Raw genomic sequence first — 15,289 nt, 5'->3', positions numbered from 1 at the left:
GCGTTATGCCGCCCGCGCCCGCCACAGGTCGCGCAGGAGCGCGATCTCGGCCATGTGGTGGATGAACTCGATATTCGACCCTGCCACCGACGAGGCGTACCCGGTCCACGGATCCGAGCTGTACGGATACTGCGAGAAGCCGACCGTATCCAGCTGTTCCTCGGTGACCTGGCCGACGCTCTCCCGCCAGCGGTCGATCACCGGCCAGAAGCGCTCCAGCGTCACCGCGGCCGACGGGCTGAAGTCCACCATCAGCTTCGGGTCCTGTTTGCGCTCGCCGAAGGTCCACTCCCAGGCGCCGGCGAACTGGTAGTGCAGGTGCGCCAGCCGCCACGCGATGGTCGTCACGTGGGTCTCGTCGGGCTCCGGCACCCCGGTGAAGGCGAGGACCTCCTCGACCCGCTCCGTGGTGACGCTCCAGTTGTCGGCGATCTGCGCGATGCTCTGCCCCTCGGCGGCCTCCTCGGCCACCGTGCCGTACTCGCTCGCCGGAATGTCCGCCGCCCCCAGGTCCATCACCCACTCACCGGGCCCGAACGCCCGCGGCGTCGCCGCCTCCGCCCGGCGCCGCAGCGACCAGCAGTCGGGGGCGGGCTCCCAGAGGTACTCCTCGTCGCCGAGCCCGGCCAGCCGGACCCCGGCCGTCTCGCGGGCCTTGTCGAACTGTTCGAGCAGCAGCGTCAGCCGGTCCATTCGCATGGGCCCGGAGCGTAACGGCCGGGCGCGGCACCCGGCGACCGGAATTCCGGGCGCCGGGTGCCTGGCACCGGCTGCCGGGCGCCGCGGCCCTAAGACGCCACGCGTTCCAGCACGACCACCGGGATGACGCGCGCGCTCCGCTCCGCGTAAGTCCGGTATACCGGCGCCAGCTCCGTCATCAGCCCCCACAGCCGCTCCCGCTCCTCGCCCTCGGCGGTGCGGGCCCTGGCGGTGAAGCGGTCCGCGCGGATCTGGACCTGGACCTCGGGGTCGGCCGTCAGGTTCAGATACCACTGCGGATGGGTGTGCGTGATCGCCGAGCCGGAGGCGACCAGGACATAGCGGCCGTCGTCCTCGCCGTAGAAGAGCCCGGTGCGGCGGAGCTTTCCGGTGGCTCTGCCGCGGTGGGTGAGGACGAGGTTGGTGACGCCTCCCTCAAGGTGGCCGCTGGCGCCGTCGGTGGCCAGATAGCGGCGTACGTGCTCCGCCACGGAAGGGTCGGGGCTGTCGGTGGGCCTGGCATCCGTGGACATGGCCTGCCCCCTCACGACGCCGTCGGGGCCGGCAGGCCCTGGGCGAGTCCGCCGTCCACGGCGAGCTCGACGTTCGTGGTGAAGGTCGCCTCCGCCGCCAGGAAGAGGGCGGCCGCCGCGACCTCCTCGGCCGTGCCGTGGCGGCCCAGCGGCGTGATCGCGTCGCCTTCGCGCTCGAAGTCGCGGCGCTGCTCGTCCGTCAGCCCGGGGACGCCCATCGTGGGCGTCTTGATGAAGCCGGGGGCGACCGCGTTCACCCGGATACGGCGCGGCAGCAGCTCGGCCGCGAGTACGTGGGCGAAGGCGCGGACGGCCTCCTTGGAGCCGGAGTAGGCGCTCAGGCCCGCGAACGGGGCGTCGTTGGCGACGGTGGTGAAGACGATGGAGCCGCCGTCCGAGATGAGCGGCTCCAGCGCCTGGACGGTGAAGAAGGCGCCCTTGGTGTTGACCGCGAAGTGCCGGTCCCAGTGCGCCTCGGTGACCTCCCGCAGCGTGCCCAGCTCGGCGAAGCCGTGGTTGACGAAGAGGTGGTCGACGCGGCCGAGCCGCTCCCGGGCGACGTCCGCCAGCGCCGCGATGTCGCCCGCGACGGCGGCATCGGACCGTACGACATGCGCCGCCGCGCCCTTCAGCTCGGCGCGCGCCGCCTCGATGGTCTGCTCGTTGCGACCGGTGAGCACGACCTCGGCGCCCCCGTCGAGGAGCGCCCGGACGATGGCCAGGCCCATGCCGTGCGTGCCGCCGGTGACGACGGCCGTCTTGCCTGCGAAGTTGCCTGCGAAGTTGCCTGCGGACTTCCCGCTCATTGCGCTTGCTCCCTGGTCGGTGGTGCTTGCTTGACCAGGAGCCTGCGGGAGCGCGCTTCAGATCCCCTTCGGGATTCCTCCAGGCCGCCTACTTGCGCGGCGCCGGCGGTGCCAGCGGCGAGGCCGCGACGCCCTGCGGGGACGCCGGGTTCGCCAGCGCCGACGGGGCCGCCATGCCCGCGGTGGGGTCCTCCGCGTCGGCGGCGAGGGGCTCGTACGCCCCGCCGAGGATCCGGATGCCGGCCGCGTCCAGGGCCTTCTTGATACGGCGGCGCAGCTCGCGCTCGATGCCCAGCGCCTTGCCGGACATGGTCTTCGCCGACACCTGCAGCACCATCGAGTCGAGCAGCACCTCGTCCAGGCCGAGCACCTCGACCGGGCCCCACAGCTGCTCGTCCCAGGGGGCCTCCTTGGCCAGCTCCTGGCCGACCGCCTCGATGATCTCCTGCGCCCGGTCGAGGTCCTCGTCGTATCCGAGGCGTACGGAGATCTCCGCCGTCGACCAGCCCTGGCTGAGGTTGCCGATGCGCTTGACCTCGCCGTTGCGGATGTACCAGATGGCGCCGTTCGGGCCGCGCAGCTTCGTCACCCGCAGGCCGACCTCGACGACCGTGCCGGTGGCGACGCCGGCGTCGATCTCGTCGCCGACGCCGTACTGGTCCTCCAGGATCATGAAGACGCCGGAGAGGAAGTCCGTGACCAGGTTGCGCGCGCCGAAGCCGAGCGCGACACCGGCGACACCCGCCGAGGCCAGCAGCGGCGCCAGGCTGATGCCGAAGGCGTCCAGCACCATCAGCGCCGCGGTGCCCATGATCAGGAAGGTGGTGACGCTGCGCAGCACCGAGCCGATGGCCTCGGAGCGCTGTCTGCGTCTCTCGTTGTTGACCAGCAGGCCGCCGAGCGCGGTGTCGTCCATCGCCTCGGCGGTGCGGTTCATGCGCTGTATGAGCCGGGTGAGCAGGCGCCGTACGACCGTGCGCAGCACCGCGGCGATGACGAGGATGAGGAGGATCTTCAGGCCCGAATTGAGCCAGGTCTCCCAGTTCTCCCCGAACCAGTCGGCGGCGCCACTCGCCTTCTCGGCGGCTTCGTCGAGCTTTCTGGCCGGGTCTTTGGGCTCGCTGGCTGACAAGAACACGGGACCGGAACCTTCCATACGGCGAAACCCGGGCCGAACGGGCCCCGGGCATCCCCCCACAGTAGCCAAGCCGCGAGGCGTAACCGTCCGACTATCGGGGGATCATGCGTCTGGTGGGGGTCACATGGGTGCGAGCTGCGTCACGTCGGCTGCTCCGTTTACCTGGCCGTGGTGGCGCGATCAGCGGGTGCCGGGACACACTGTGACCACATCGTCCCGGCGCGAGCCACGCGCCGCCGGCGTAAAGGGAGGCACCCGTGCCGCATGTCCTGGTCCTCAACGCGTCGTACGAGCCGCTCGGCGTCGTACCGCTCCGCCGCGCGCTCGTCCTGGTACTGAACGGCAAGGCCGTCACCCTCGAGGACTCAGGCGCCTACCTGCACAGCGAGACAAGGGTCATAGCGGCGCCCAGCGTCGTCAGACTCAAACGCTTTGTGCGGGTCCCCTACCGGGGGCCCGTGCCGCTCACGAGACGTGCCCTCTTCGCCCGCGACGGCGGCCGGTGCGCGTACTGCGGGGGCGTCGCCACCAGCGTCGACCACGTCATTCCGCGCAGCCGCGGCGGCCAGCACAAGTGGGAGAACGTGGTCGCGGCCTGCCGCCGCTGCAACCATGTGAAGGCCGACCGGCACATCGCGGAGATCGGCTGGCGGCTCCGCCATCAGCCGGCGCCGCCGTCCGGGCTGGCCTGGAGGATCATCGGTACGGGGCATAGGGACCCGCGCTGGCTGCCTTACTTGCAGCCATTCGGCGCGGACGAGGCCTTGGCCCGGATCGACGGCATCTCTGCCTAGATCCGGGTCTTTGCGTTCCCGGGCTTTCTCAGCCGTACGGGCCGGCCCACCCTCCCGCGGTGGGTCGGCCCGTACGGCTGAAGCGGGCCGCGCTCACTCGAAGCGCAGCTCCGCCGGCTGCAGCGTGCGGTGCAGCAGCGGCAGGGTCGAGGCCGTCGCAAGCACCACCGCCGCGAGCACGATCAGCAGCGCCGCCGCAGGGAACAGCAGCGGCAGGCCCTGCCCTCCGACCAGGAGGAGCCCGATCGCCAGTCCGGCCGCCGACGCCACCACCACGGCGGGCACCACCGGCAGCAGCACCTCGAGCAGCACCGCCCGCCGCAGCACCGCCCGCGGCACCCCGGCGGCGTACTGCGCGGCCAGCGCCCGCCGCCGGGTGACCAGCGACTCGGCGCTGCCGACGGCGAGGCCGGCGACGGTGACGGCGAGGCCGATGGCGAAGGCGAGAGCGGCGAGGGCGTAGCCGCCGCGGTAGAAGGACGCGTCCGTCGGCTGGTAGTCGTGGTCGACCGTGGCCAGCACGTCCTGCCACAGCACCGCGAAGGCCGTGGCCAGCACGGTGGCGAAGAGCAGCGTGCCGTGCGTACGGGCGCCGGCCCACGGGTCGAGGCGCAGCCGGTGCGCGGCGATCAGCAGCGCGGGGCGGCCGGTGCCGGCGAAGGCGCGGGCGAGGAGGACGGCGATGGCGCCGGTGCCGAGGACGATCCCTGCGGCGACGAGGCCGGTGAAGGCGGCGAAGAAGGGATAGATCCACCCGTCGGCCTTCTGCCCGGCCATGACCTGCAGCGCCCCGAAGCCGGTGACGATCACCGCCGGCGGCAGCCCGAAGAGCAGCGCCAGCTTCAGGGGCGTCCGCCGCACTGTCCGCCGGCTGATGGCGAGCGGCTCCGCGACCACCCGGCGCAGCGCGAACAGCGTCGCGAGCACCGCGAGCACCGGCATGCAGAGCGCGGCGCCGAGCCACGGCAGCAGCGGCAGCGGGATGTCGGTCGGCCAGGTGATGTCCGGTCCGTAACCGCCCTGCCCGTCCTGCTGTACGGCCTCCGCCCACGCCCACAGGCCGAGCAGCACGACCACCGCGAGCAGCGCCCCCGCCAGACACGCGAGCCCCGCCTCCAGTGCCGCGATCCGCCGCACCTGCCGCGGCGTGCCGCCGGTCAGCCGCAGCGCGGCCAGCCGCCGGTCCCGGTGCGCGGCGCCGATCCGGGCGCACTGGCCGAGGAAGGCGAGCGTGGTGAACAGGAGCAGCAGCAGCGCGGCGATGACGCCGGGGCGCAGCCCGGACTCGCCGAGGAGGGGGCTGGAGTAGTTGTTGTGCTCGCCGCGGATCGCCGCGACCGTCACTGCGGCCAGCGCGAAGGCGGTGGCGACGGCGCTGCCCGCCACCGTCAGCAGCACCCGCAGCCACTCCTGCCGGTCGGACCCGCGCAGCAGCGCCCAGGCCAGGCGCGCCTCGGCCGTCACGACTGCTCCACTTGCCGCAGCGGCGTCCCGAACTGGGACGGCACGGCCGCCCCGTCCCTGAGCAGCACCTCGCGGTCGGCGTACGCGGCGACCCGGGCGTCGTGTGTGACCAGCAGGATCGACGTGCCGGAGTCCTTCGCGGCGTGCACCAGCGCGGCCATCGCCTGCTCGCCGGCGAGCGAGTCGAGCGCGCCGGTCGGCTCGTCGGCGAAGACGACGGACGGCCCGGTCACCAGGGCCCGCGCGAGCGCGACGCGCTGCCCCTGCCCGCCGCTGAGCTGGCCGGGGCGCAGCCCCGCCTGGGCCCGTACGCCGAACCGCTCCAGCCACTCCTCGGCCGTGGCGGCGGCCGCGGCGCGGCGCCGGCCGCCGAGCAGCAGCGGCAGGCAGACGTTGTCGAGTACGGTCAGCTCCGGCACCAGCTGCCCGAACTGGAACACCACCCCGAAGTCCGTCCGCCGCAGCTCCGTGCGGCGCTGCTCGTCGGCCTGGTCGAGGCGCTCGCCCCGGTACGACACGGCGCCCGAGTCCGGGGTGACGATGCCGGCGAGGCAGTGCAGCAGCGTGGACTTGCCGCTGCCGCTGGCGCCGGTCACCGCGAGGATCTCCCCGGCGGCGAGCTCGACGTCCGTCCCGCGGAGGGCCTCGGTGCGGCCGTAGGACTTGGTCAGGTCGCGGGCGGTGACCACCGGGGCTGATGGCGTGGGCGGCTGTGGCTGCGTCGGCGTCATGAGGCGCGTACCTCCTTCTCCAGGGTGCTGAGGCGCTGGGCCGTGGTGGCCATCCAGCGCAGGTCTGCGTCGAGGTGGCTGATGGCGTAATCGGCGGACAGGACGGTGGCGAGCGGGGCGCCCTGCTCCGTCTTGGCGGCGGTCAGCTCGCGCATGCGGGCGAGGTGGGCGGCGCGCTGGGCGTCGAGGTACGCGGCCGGGCCCGTGGCCGAGCCCACCAGGATGGCGATGACGACCTTCGCGAAGATCTCGTTGCTCACGAAGGGTGCGGGCGGCGCGACTTCGCCGAGCCAGCCGGCGAGCTTGGCGCCGCCTTCCCCGGTGATCCGGTACCGGGTCCGCTCGGGCCCCCCGGCCGCCTCGGTCCCGTCCTCCTCGGCGAGCCCGTCCCGGACCAGCCGCTGCAGCGTCGTGTACACCTGCCCGTACGCAAGCGGCCGTGCCTCGGGGAAGCGCTCGTCGTGGCGCCTCTTGAGGTCATAGCCGTGGCTCGGCCCAGTGCTGAGCAGGCCGAGCATGACGTGTGCGGTGCTCATGGGTTCACTATGCACTACGTATATGTACTGCGTGAATAGTGGGAGCGGAATCAGTCAGGCAGCGGGGGGTGATTGGCGTTCCGGCCCGTCAGTCCCGGACTGCGTAGACCTCCAGCGCCCACAGCGAGTAGCCGAAGCGGGTGGCGCGCTGTTCGCCCTGGATACGCACGTAGCGGACGTCGCGCTCGTCCATGCGCACGGATTCCTGTCCGCCCCCGCCGTCCGCCACCCGCGCCGCCGTCCGCCACCGGCGCCCGTCGGTGGACACCTGCACCCGGTAGCCCGACGCGTACGCCTCCTGCCACCGCAGCCTGACCTCGCCCACCCGCGCGGGCCGGTCGAGCTCGACCTGCAGCCACTCGCCGTCCTTGGCCGGGGACGACCAGCGGGTGTCCGCCTTGCCGTCCACGGCCGCCGTGGCGGGGAAGTCGGGGGTCTCGTCGGCCGAGGAAGTGGCGGTACGGCCGCGCGCCAAGTCCTCGCCGCCGGCGGGCGGATACGCCCGTACGGTGACGCTGCCGCGCTGCGTGCCGCCGTGTCCGTCGGAGACCTGGACGGGGAGTTCGTACGTGCCGGGCTTGGTGCCCTTCGGCGCGCTCACCTCGATACGGGCCGTGGCCGTGCCGCCGCGCGGGGCGGTGACGCGGGTGGGGTGCTCGGTCTCGAGGCCGCCGTCGGGCGCTGGCGCGGAGAGCCTCGCGCGGGCCGCCCCCGGGGTTTGCGCGGTGAGTTCGGCCTCGACGGTGACGGGGCCGCCGCCGATGGCGACGTCGGCCTCACCGCGCGGCATGCCGAGCCGCGCCTCGGGCACCTCATCGGACCAGGGCACAACCTCGTACACGACAGGCGCCTTCGCCCCCTCGCCCCACACGAGCCGCACGGCGTTGGCGCGCACACCCTTGGCGTCCAGCTCGGTGAACCCCTTCTCGGCCAGCTTCCCGACCCGCCGCCAGCCGTGCCCCGGCTCGTGCACCTCGACATCGGCGCGGGTGCCGGAGTCGGGCCCGGTGAGGACGGTGACGGCACGGAGTTCCTGCTCGGCGATGGGGACGGTGAGGCTCTGCGCGCCGGAGTGGGCCTCGTCGTCGGGGCGCGGCGCACGGACGGCCCTGGCGGTCGGCGCGCCACCCGGGGGCCCGTCGGCGGCCGCGCGATGAGCCGCGATCGTCGCGCCGGAGGAGGCGTAGCTTTCGGCGCGGCCGCCGGCCCAGTAGGGCGCGGAGGCGTCGGCAGTGGACGAGCCGTCGTCCGCCGCGTAGCGGACGCCGGGGGTGCCCGCCGCCGCGGCGCCGGGCTTCGGGTGCTCGGCTGCTCGACGGAGGGCTTCCGCAGCGCCGGCTGCCGGATCGTGGGGCGCCGAGGCACTGGCCGCTGGGGCGTAGGACGACGGCCTCTCGGCTCCGGCGTGCTGCCCGTGACCGGGCGCATCCGCCCCGGCCGCCGAGCCGCCTGCGCCCGCCGCGCGCCCGCCGTGTGGGCCGCCCTGGTCCGCGCTGCCCTGTGCAGCGCCGCGTCCGGGCGGCACCGTGCCGCCCGACCCGTGCCGCTCGTCCTTACCGGACACCCGCGATCCCGGCGCCTCGGCCGCCTCGTACGCCGTGCCCAGGTCGCCGTCCGCCGCGGCCGAACGCGGGGCGCCCTTGCGGGCGTCGGGGCCGCCGGTCACCTTGCCAGGGGCGCCGCTCGTGCCGGGCTTGCCGTCCTCCGGCGCCGACCGCCGCTGTGCGCCGCCGCGGTCCTCGCTCCGCCCCTTGTCGCCATCACTGGCGCCCCGCGCCACCCCCATCCACACATCCGAAGCCCGCGCCGCCTTGGCCACGAACGGCTCCAGCACGCCCTTCCCCACCGTCCCCCGCCCCCCGGCGAGCTCCGCCCGTACCCGCTCCACATCCGCCCGCGCCCGCCAAGCAGCCGCGCCGTCGTCACGGGCCTGCGCCAGCAGCAGGTCGACCGAGCGCTCGCCCGCCTCGCCGTACCGGGCCAGCTGCGCCAGCCACGGGTGCACCTCGCGCGCCAGCGCGCCGTCCGCGACCGCCGCGAGGTCGCCGCGCGCCGTGCGCATCGCGCGGAACTCCGGCCGCAGCCGCTTCGCCGCGCGCGCCAGTGCCTTGTCGTCGCGCGCGTCGTACGCCCGCCACAACTCCGCGAGCCGCGGCCGCAGATACGCGGACTCCTCGGCGCCCAGCACGGACGAGACCGAGTTCGCGGCGAGCGTCCGCAGCGCGTCCCGCGACTTTCGCGAGCCGCCCGCCAGGTCGTCGACCGCCGCCTTCCACGACGCCTGGGCGTCGTAATCGCGCGGGTTCCAGGCGTAGTCCGCCGCCGTGAAGAGCGGGATGCGGGAGGCTAGCGGCTGCGTCATCGCGTTGCTGAGCACGGCCGCCGAGCGGGCCGCCACCGCCGGGTCGCGGCCCTGGTACGGGCCCAGGAAGACGCGGTCGTCGGCGTAGTCGTTGATGGGGTAGTTGTCCTGCGTGAGCAGCGGGTGCCGGAAGGCCTGCTCGGCGTCGGCGAGTTCGCCGCCGGTGATGGTCCGCGGGACCACGCCGACGCCCGTCCACACCACCTCGACGCGGTCGTGCAGCGCCGCCGCGAGCGCCTTGCGGTACGCGGTCGAGCCCTCCTGGTAGAACTCCGTCGGCAGCAGCGACAGCGGCGCCGCGGACGGGTGCCGGTCGGCGAGGTGCCGGGCGAGCGCGTTCGCCGTACGGGCCTGCGCCTGTGCCGCCGCCCTCGGCCCCTCGCCGAACTCCTCCCGGTCCGCGCCGCAATGCCACTCGCTGTAGCTCACATCCGCCAGCTGCAGCTGGAACGCCCGCACCCCCAGCGCCCACATCGCGTCGACCTTGCGCAGCAGATCGCGCCGGTCGCGCTCGGCGGAGAAGCAGAACTGCTGCCCCGGCTGGATCGCCCACGCGAGGGTGACGTGGTTGGCGCGGGCGCGCTCGGCGAGCTGGCGGAAGTCGGCGCGGCGGTCGGCGGGGTACGGTTCGCGCCAGCGGGCCTGGCGGTACGGGTCGTAGCCGGGGGCGTAGAGGTACCGGTTCTGCTTCGTGCGCCCGAGGAAGTCGAGCTGGGCGAGCCGCTGCGACTGCGTCCACGGCTCCCCGTAAAAGCCCTCGGTCATGCCGCGCACGCCGGTGCCGGGCCAGTCGCGGACGGCGAGCGCGGGCAGCGTACGGCCCGCGTCGCGGCCGTCATCGCCGCCGTCCTGAGCCGCCAACTGTCGCAGCGTCTGGGCGGCGTTGAAGAGCCCGTCCCCGCCGACCCCGGAAAGCGCGACGGTGTCCTGCCCGTCCACCTTGCCCACAGCCAGCCGGTAGCCACCGCCCGGCAGGTCGCCCTGCGCCGCCGCCCCGAGCGCGCGCAGCGCGGTCTCGGCGCCGGACCGCTGGCCCTGCGGGCCTGCGTCGCCGGGGCCGCCGCGGCCGGCGGTGTCGACGTAGACGACGAGGGAGGGGCGGGATGGGCCGGCGGCGTCGTTTCCGGCGCGGGAGTTACCGGTTGCGGCACCGGCCCCACCGCGGGCGTTGTCGGCCACACCGGCCCCGCCGTGCGCACCTGAACCGCCCCGGGCGGTCCCGTTGCCGGTCCGCGGGACGTTGTGCTCCGCCAGCAGCTGCCCCGGTCGCGGGTGCGCCCGCGGCATGCGCGGGTCTGCGTCTCCGGCGTCCGCTCCGGTGTCCGCGCCGTTGCCCGCCGCCGTCAGCGGCGCCCCCGGCGCGACGTCGTACACCTCCCGCGCACCGGCCACGCGCAGTGTCTCGCGGATGACGTCCAGCGCGTAGCGGTCCGCTTCCGGCGGTGCCACGAGGGCCACCCGGCCGCGGACCTCGACGCCGCCCTGCCGAGTGCGCAACTCCTGCGGCCGCGGCCAGATCCGCGGCGTGCCCGCGGACTCCCCGTCAGGGGTCTCCGCCCCGGGGCCGTCCCCCGGCCCTTCCGGCGCCGCCACCGCCGGCGCGGAGCCGAGCATGCCGACGCCGACGACTCCCACACTGAACGACGCGGCGGCGGACCAGACGGCCGCCCGCGCCGCCGTTACTCTGCGCCTGCTCCCGCGCACCGGCCGTAACTCCCCTCACGACGCCGCCAGTAGGCGAAGAGCCCACCACCACGGGCCATGGGGTGTCAACGCGACGGTCCGTTCCGCGAGGTTTGCACCCTGCATACGGGCGACTCCGCCCCGTAGTCACGCCAAGCCCCCGCGCCGCAAAAAAGCCTGCCGGGCCGACCTGAATCCGCCATATCCTCCCTCCCTCCCGACCCCGGGCCGTCAAATCGCCTGCGGATCACGTACTGTGACCTCAAGCACGATTGCGTCTGCGCCGCCCGAAGGCGGGTAAGGACCGACGCATGAAACCTGCCGCCGATCTACGGAGGCCCCTCGTGGGCGCGCACCTTCACAGCCACGACCACGATCACGACCACCTGAAATTCGACGCAGGGGCCGACCCCGACTATGGCCTCACCGGCGCCTGCTCCTGCGCCGAGCTGCCCCTGACCAGCGAGCCGCCCCTGTTCGCGGGCGCGCCGCTGACGAGTGAGCCCCCGCTCGCCGCCGATGACAATCTCATCAGCGAGCCGACACCCCCTATGCACTTCACGCCGACCCCCCAGGTCTGAGAGGCTGCGCAGCGCAACTAGCGCTGCACAGTCCGTCACAACTGACACTGGGGGCCCACGGAATGAGCCTGGACCGGCTGGCCGCCCTGCACGGCGTCGCGACCTCCTTCTCGCCCGCGCCGGGCCGCACCGTCGCGGTGCCGGAGGAGACCGTCGTGGCCGTGCTGGCCGCGATGGGCGTGGACGCCTCCACCGCGCGGGCGGTACGCGCCGAGCTGGACGCACACAGCCGCGCCCGCCCGCTGCTGCCCGCCGTCGTCACCAGGCGCCCGGCCACCGGGCCCGGCGCACCGGCGCCCGCGGGCCTCCCGGACGGCACTGAGTTACGGGTCGAGGCCGAGGACGGCGCCGCCCTCGACTGGGGCGCCGACCTGCCCCCCGGCGTGCACACCCTGCACGCCACCGCCCCCGACGGCCGTACGGACACCGCCACCCTCGTCGCCGCGCCGCCCCGGCTGCCCGCGCTGGAGAGCCGCGAGTGCGGCCTGACCATCCAGCTCTACTCCCTCCTCTCCGACCGCTCCTGGGGCATGGGCGACCTCGGCGACCTGGCCGAGCTGGCCGGCTGGGCGGCCCGCGCCCACGGCGCCGGGTTCGTGCAGACCGGCCCGCTGCACGCCGGAGTCCCCGCCGCCCCCGGCGAGGCCGCCGACCCGTCCCCGTACCGCCCGTCCTCGCGCCGCTTTCCCGACCCGGTGCACCTGCGGATCGAGGACATCCCCGAGTTCCGCTATCTCCCGCCCGAGCGCCGGGCCCTCGCCGCCGAGCTCGGCGAGCGCGCCGCCGCCCTCCGCCGGGGCGTGCTCGGCAAGGGCGAGCTCATCGACCGCGACGCCGTCTGGCAACTCAAGCTCGACGCCCTGGAGATCATCCGTGAGGTCGGCCTGACCCCCGGTCGCCGGGTCTCGTACCACGCCTTCCTCGCCGAACAGGGCCCCGCCCTCGACGACCACGCCACCTGGTACGCCCTCGCCGAACTGCACGGCCCCGACTGGCGCTCCTGGCCCGCCGGCCTCACCGACCCCCGCTCACCGGCCACCTCCCGGGCCCGGCACGAGCTGCTCGACCGCGTCGACTTCCACTGCTGGCTGGCCTGGCTCACCGACAACCAGCTCGCCCGCGCCCAACGCATCGCCAAGGACGCCGGGATGGCGGTCGGCATCGTCCACGACCTCGCCGTGGGCGTGCACCCGTCGGGCGCCGACGCCTGGGCGCAGCAGGACGCCTTCGCCGCAGGCATGTCCATCGGCGCCCCACCCGACGCCTTCAACCCGTACGGCCAGGACTGGGGCCTCCCGCCCTGGCGCCCCGACGCCCTCGCGGCCGGCGGCTTCGGCCCGTACCGCGAAGTGCTGCGCAACCTGCTCCGGCACGCGGGCGCGCTGCGCATCGACCACGTCATGGGCCTGTCCCGGCTGTGGTGGGTGCCGGAGGGCGCGAAGCCCGCGCACGGCACGTATGTGGCGTACGACCAGGACGCGATGCTCGGCGTGCTGGCGCTGGAGGCGCACCGCGCGGGCGCGCCGGTGATCGGCGAGGACCTCGGCACGGTCGAGCCCGCGATGCGCGACGGGCTGGCGGAGCGGGGGGTGCTGGGGACGTCGGTGCTGTGGTTCGAGCGGGACTACGAGGAGCGCGCGGGGGGTGGCGCGCGTTCCGGCGGTGGTACGGCCTCCGCCGGCGGCACGCACCGCCCCCCACCGCTGCGTCCGGACCGCTGGCGCGAGGCCTGCCTGGCGACCGCGACCACGCACGACCTGCCCAGCACCGCGTCCCGCCTCACCGGCGACCACGTCGAACTCCGCCACCGCCTCGGCCTCCTCGACGTGCCGCAGGAGCAGGCGGCGCAGGAGGAGTCGGCGGAGGTGGGGGAGTGGCTGCGGCTGCTCACCCGTACCGGCGTGCTCGGCCCCGGCGAGGGCCCGTACGACGCGGAGACGACGATCGCCGCCGTCTACCGCTTCCTGGCCCGCACCCCGGCCCGGCTGGTCGGCGTCTGGCTCCCGGACACGGTCGGCGACCTGCGCCCGCAGAACCTCCCCGGGACGGTGACCGGTTACCCGAACTGGCGCCTGCCGATCGCGGACGCGGAGGGCGCGCCGATGACGCTGGATGAGCTGGCGACCTCGCCGAGGGTGCATGAACTGCTGACGCAGCTGCGGGACGAACTCGGCCACTGATCCGAGGAATCAGCCGCAAGGTCTTCACGGCAGCGCACCTTTACGGGACTATCCCAACTCAACACCCCCTATAGGTCCGATCACTTGGGAGAGGTCCCGTCGTGAGAAGAGCCGTCCCCGCGCTCGTCGCCGCGCTCCTGTCCGCCATGCTGCTCCCGGCCTCCACCGCCCGCGCCGCCGACTGCTCGTCGAGAATCGAGCCCGCCACCTTCATGAAGATCGAGGACTGCGACACGCCGGACCGCATCATCGAGAAGGCCGCCAACGTCGTCCCCAGCAAGGGCCAACTCGGTTGGCAACAGCGCGAGATCACCGCCTTCACGCACTTCGGCGTGAACACCTTCACCAACCGCGAGTGGGGCTCGGGCGCCGAGGACCCGAAGACCTTCGCACCGGAGAAGGTGGACGTCGCCCAGTGGATGGACACGTATAAGTCCATGGGCGCCGAACTGGCGATGCTCACGGCCAAGCACCACGACGGCTTCAACCTCTACCCGACCCGCTACTCACCCCACAGCATCAAGAACAGCGCCTACGACGGCGACCTCCTGCGCACCTACGCCACCGAGGCCCGCAAGCGCGACATGAAGGTCGGCGTCTACCTCTCCCCGGCCGACGGCTCCGAGGTCCCGCACGCCTGGCACGCCGACTGGCTGGAGAAGCTCAAGGCCAAGCAGGACGCGGGCGAGCAGCTGACAAGCGTCGAGAAGACCGCCCTTGAGGACGGCGGCCCGCCGTCAGGCCTCGGCCGGTACGGCAACGGCAGCGCGGAGACCGTACGCACCATCCCGACGCTGGTCGAGGGCGACGACCGGCGGGAGAAGGTGGCGAGCGGCGAGCTGCCGACCTTCAAGGTGAAGGTGAACGACTACGACGCGTACTACCTCAATCAGGTCTACGAGATCCTCACGGAGTACGGGCCGATCGACGAGTTCTGGCTGGACGGCGCGAACCCCTGGCGGGACGCGGGCGTCGAGCAGAAGTACAACTTCCGCGCGTACTTCGACCTGATCCACGCGCTGTCGCCCAACACCGTGATCTTCCAGGGCTTCAAGGGCATCCGCTGGGTCGGCAACGAGAAGGGCATCGCCCGCGAGACGGAGTGGTCGGTCACCCCGCACTCGGTGGACCCGCGCTCGAATCTGGCTCCGCTCCCGAACGACTCCACCGACCCCGACATCGGCTCCCGCTCGAAGCTCCTGGCCGACGGCGTGAAGTACCTGCAGTGGTACCCGGCAGAGGCGGACGTCTCCAACCGCCCCGGCTGGTTCCACCACCCCGACCAGCAGCCGAAGACGGCGGCGCAGCTGACGGATCTGTACGAGAAGAGCGTGGGCCGCAATGCGCCGCTGCTGTTGAACGTCCCGCCGGGGAAGGACGGCCGCATCTCGGACGCGGACGTCCGCGAACTGAAGGCCTTCGGCGACAAGGTGCGATCGGTGTACGGCGAGAACGTCCTGTCCCGCGGCGGCCCGGGCAGCCCGCGGACTCCCGCGACCTTCGACCGCGTCCGCCTCGCCGAGGACATCAGCCGCGGCCAGCGGGTGGAGGCCTTCACGGTGCAGGCCCGCGACCCGGCGTCGGGCGCCTGGCGGGACATCGCCTCGGGCACGACGATCGGCGCGTACCGCATCCTGCCCCTCGCCGAGCCGGTGACGGCGGACGCCCTTCGCGTACGGGTGACCGAATCCCGCGCCACCCCGCACCTCAAGCGGCCCACGGCCCATCTCAGCACCGCAGGTCAGGGCGGGTAGCGGGACCCCGGGCGCGCGGGGCGTCCAC

General features: G+C 73.9%; 12 protein-coding genes. 4 read left to right on the top strand and 8 right to left on the bottom strand.

The annotated features are described in order from the left end of the window. Positions 1-3: 3 nt before the first annotated feature. The 4 genes from ACNNMR_RS14290 to ACNNMR_RS14275 form a co-directional block, all read right to left on the bottom strand. Positions 4-699 (bottom strand): DinB family protein, encoded by a 696-nt coding sequence (locus tag ACNNMR_RS14290; RefSeq protein ID WP_419994978.1) that lies wholly within the window; start codon positions 697-699, stop codon positions 4-6. Positions 700-788: 89 nt separating this feature from the next. Continuing rightward, positions 789-1,232: a nitroreductase family deazaflavin-dependent oxidoreductase gene (locus tag ACNNMR_RS14285; protein WP_419994977.1), complete on the bottom strand. Its 444-nt coding sequence runs from the start codon at positions 1,230-1,232 to the stop codon at positions 789-791. Between the two features lie 11 nt (positions 1,233-1,243). After that, the gene (locus tag ACNNMR_RS14280; protein ID WP_419994976.1) at positions 1,244-2,038 is read right to left on the bottom strand and encodes an SDR family oxidoreductase; all 795 of its coding nucleotides are present in this window, start codon (positions 2,036-2,038) and stop codon (positions 1,244-1,246) included. Positions 2,039-2,126: 88 nt separating this feature from the next. After that, positions 2,127-3,176, bottom strand: coding sequence for a mechanosensitive ion channel family protein (locus ACNNMR_RS14275; protein WP_419994975.1), 1,050 nt, complete (start codon positions 3,174-3,176; stop codon positions 2,127-2,129). A gap of 257 nt (positions 3,177-3,433) precedes the next feature. Here ACNNMR_RS14275 and ACNNMR_RS14270 point away from each other — a divergent pair, with 257 nt between their 5' ends. After that, positions 3,434-3,970, top strand: coding sequence for an HNH endonuclease (locus ACNNMR_RS14270; RefSeq protein WP_419994974.1), 537 nt, complete (start codon positions 3,434-3,436; stop codon positions 3,968-3,970). Between the two features lie 93 nt (positions 3,971-4,063). Here the strand turns inward: ACNNMR_RS14270 and ACNNMR_RS14265 are convergent, their stop codons facing one another. The 4 genes from ACNNMR_RS14265 to ACNNMR_RS14250 all read right to left on the bottom strand — a co-directional run bounded on the left by ACNNMR_RS14265 (position 4,064) and on the right by ACNNMR_RS14250 (position 10,767). Then, on the bottom strand, positions 4,064-5,434 hold the full coding sequence (locus ACNNMR_RS14265; RefSeq protein WP_419994973.1) for an FtsX-like permease family protein: 1,371 nt from the start codon (positions 5,432-5,434) through the stop codon (positions 4,064-4,066). Continuing rightward, positions 5,431-6,165 (bottom strand): ABC transporter ATP-binding protein, encoded by a 735-nt coding sequence (locus ACNNMR_RS14260; protein ID WP_419994972.1) that lies wholly within the window; start codon positions 6,163-6,165, stop codon positions 5,431-5,433. The genes ACNNMR_RS14265 and ACNNMR_RS14260 overlap by 4 nt, the downstream gene beginning before the upstream one ends. Further along, entirely contained in the window at positions 6,162-6,701 is a 540-nt protein-coding gene (locus ACNNMR_RS14255) for a PadR family transcriptional regulator (protein ID WP_419994971.1), read from the bottom strand. Before ACNNMR_RS14255 ends, ACNNMR_RS14260 begins: the two co-directional genes overlap by 4 nt. 88 nt (positions 6,702-6,789) lie before the next feature. Beyond that, positions 6,790-10,767: a beta-N-acetylglucosaminidase domain-containing protein gene (locus ACNNMR_RS14250; protein ID WP_419994970.1), complete on the bottom strand. Its 3,978-nt coding sequence runs from the start codon at positions 10,765-10,767 to the stop codon at positions 6,790-6,792. A gap of 323 nt (positions 10,768-11,090) precedes the next feature. Here ACNNMR_RS14250 and ACNNMR_RS14245 point away from each other — a divergent pair, with 323 nt between their 5' ends. The 3 genes from ACNNMR_RS14245 to ACNNMR_RS14235 all read left to right on the top strand — a co-directional run bounded on the left by ACNNMR_RS14245 (position 11,091) and on the right by ACNNMR_RS14235 (position 15,261). Continuing rightward, on the top strand, positions 11,091-11,327 hold the full coding sequence (locus tag ACNNMR_RS14245; protein ID WP_419994969.1) for a hypothetical protein: 237 nt from the start codon (positions 11,091-11,093) through the stop codon (positions 11,325-11,327). Positions 11,328-11,389: 62 nt separating this feature from the next. Further along, positions 11,390-13,507, top strand: coding sequence for a 4-alpha-glucanotransferase (gene malQ / locus ACNNMR_RS14240; RefSeq protein ID WP_419994968.1), 2,118 nt, complete (start codon positions 11,390-11,392; stop codon positions 13,505-13,507). Between the two features lie 146 nt (positions 13,508-13,653). After that, positions 13,654-15,261 carry an alpha-L-fucosidase gene (locus ACNNMR_RS14235; RefSeq protein WP_420000360.1) on the top strand — a complete coding sequence of 536 codons (1,608 nt, stop codon included), beginning with the start codon at positions 13,654-13,656 and terminating at the stop codon, positions 15,259-15,261. Positions 15,262-15,289: the final 28 nt, after the last annotated feature.

Origin of the sequence: Streptomyces boninensis, assembly GCF_048572725.1 — a bacterium.
GTDB classification, from domain to species: Bacteria; Actinomycetota; Actinomycetes; order Streptomycetales; family Streptomycetaceae; genus Streptomyces; species Streptomyces boninensis.
This window is presented reverse-complemented; position numbering and strand designations above follow the sequence as displayed.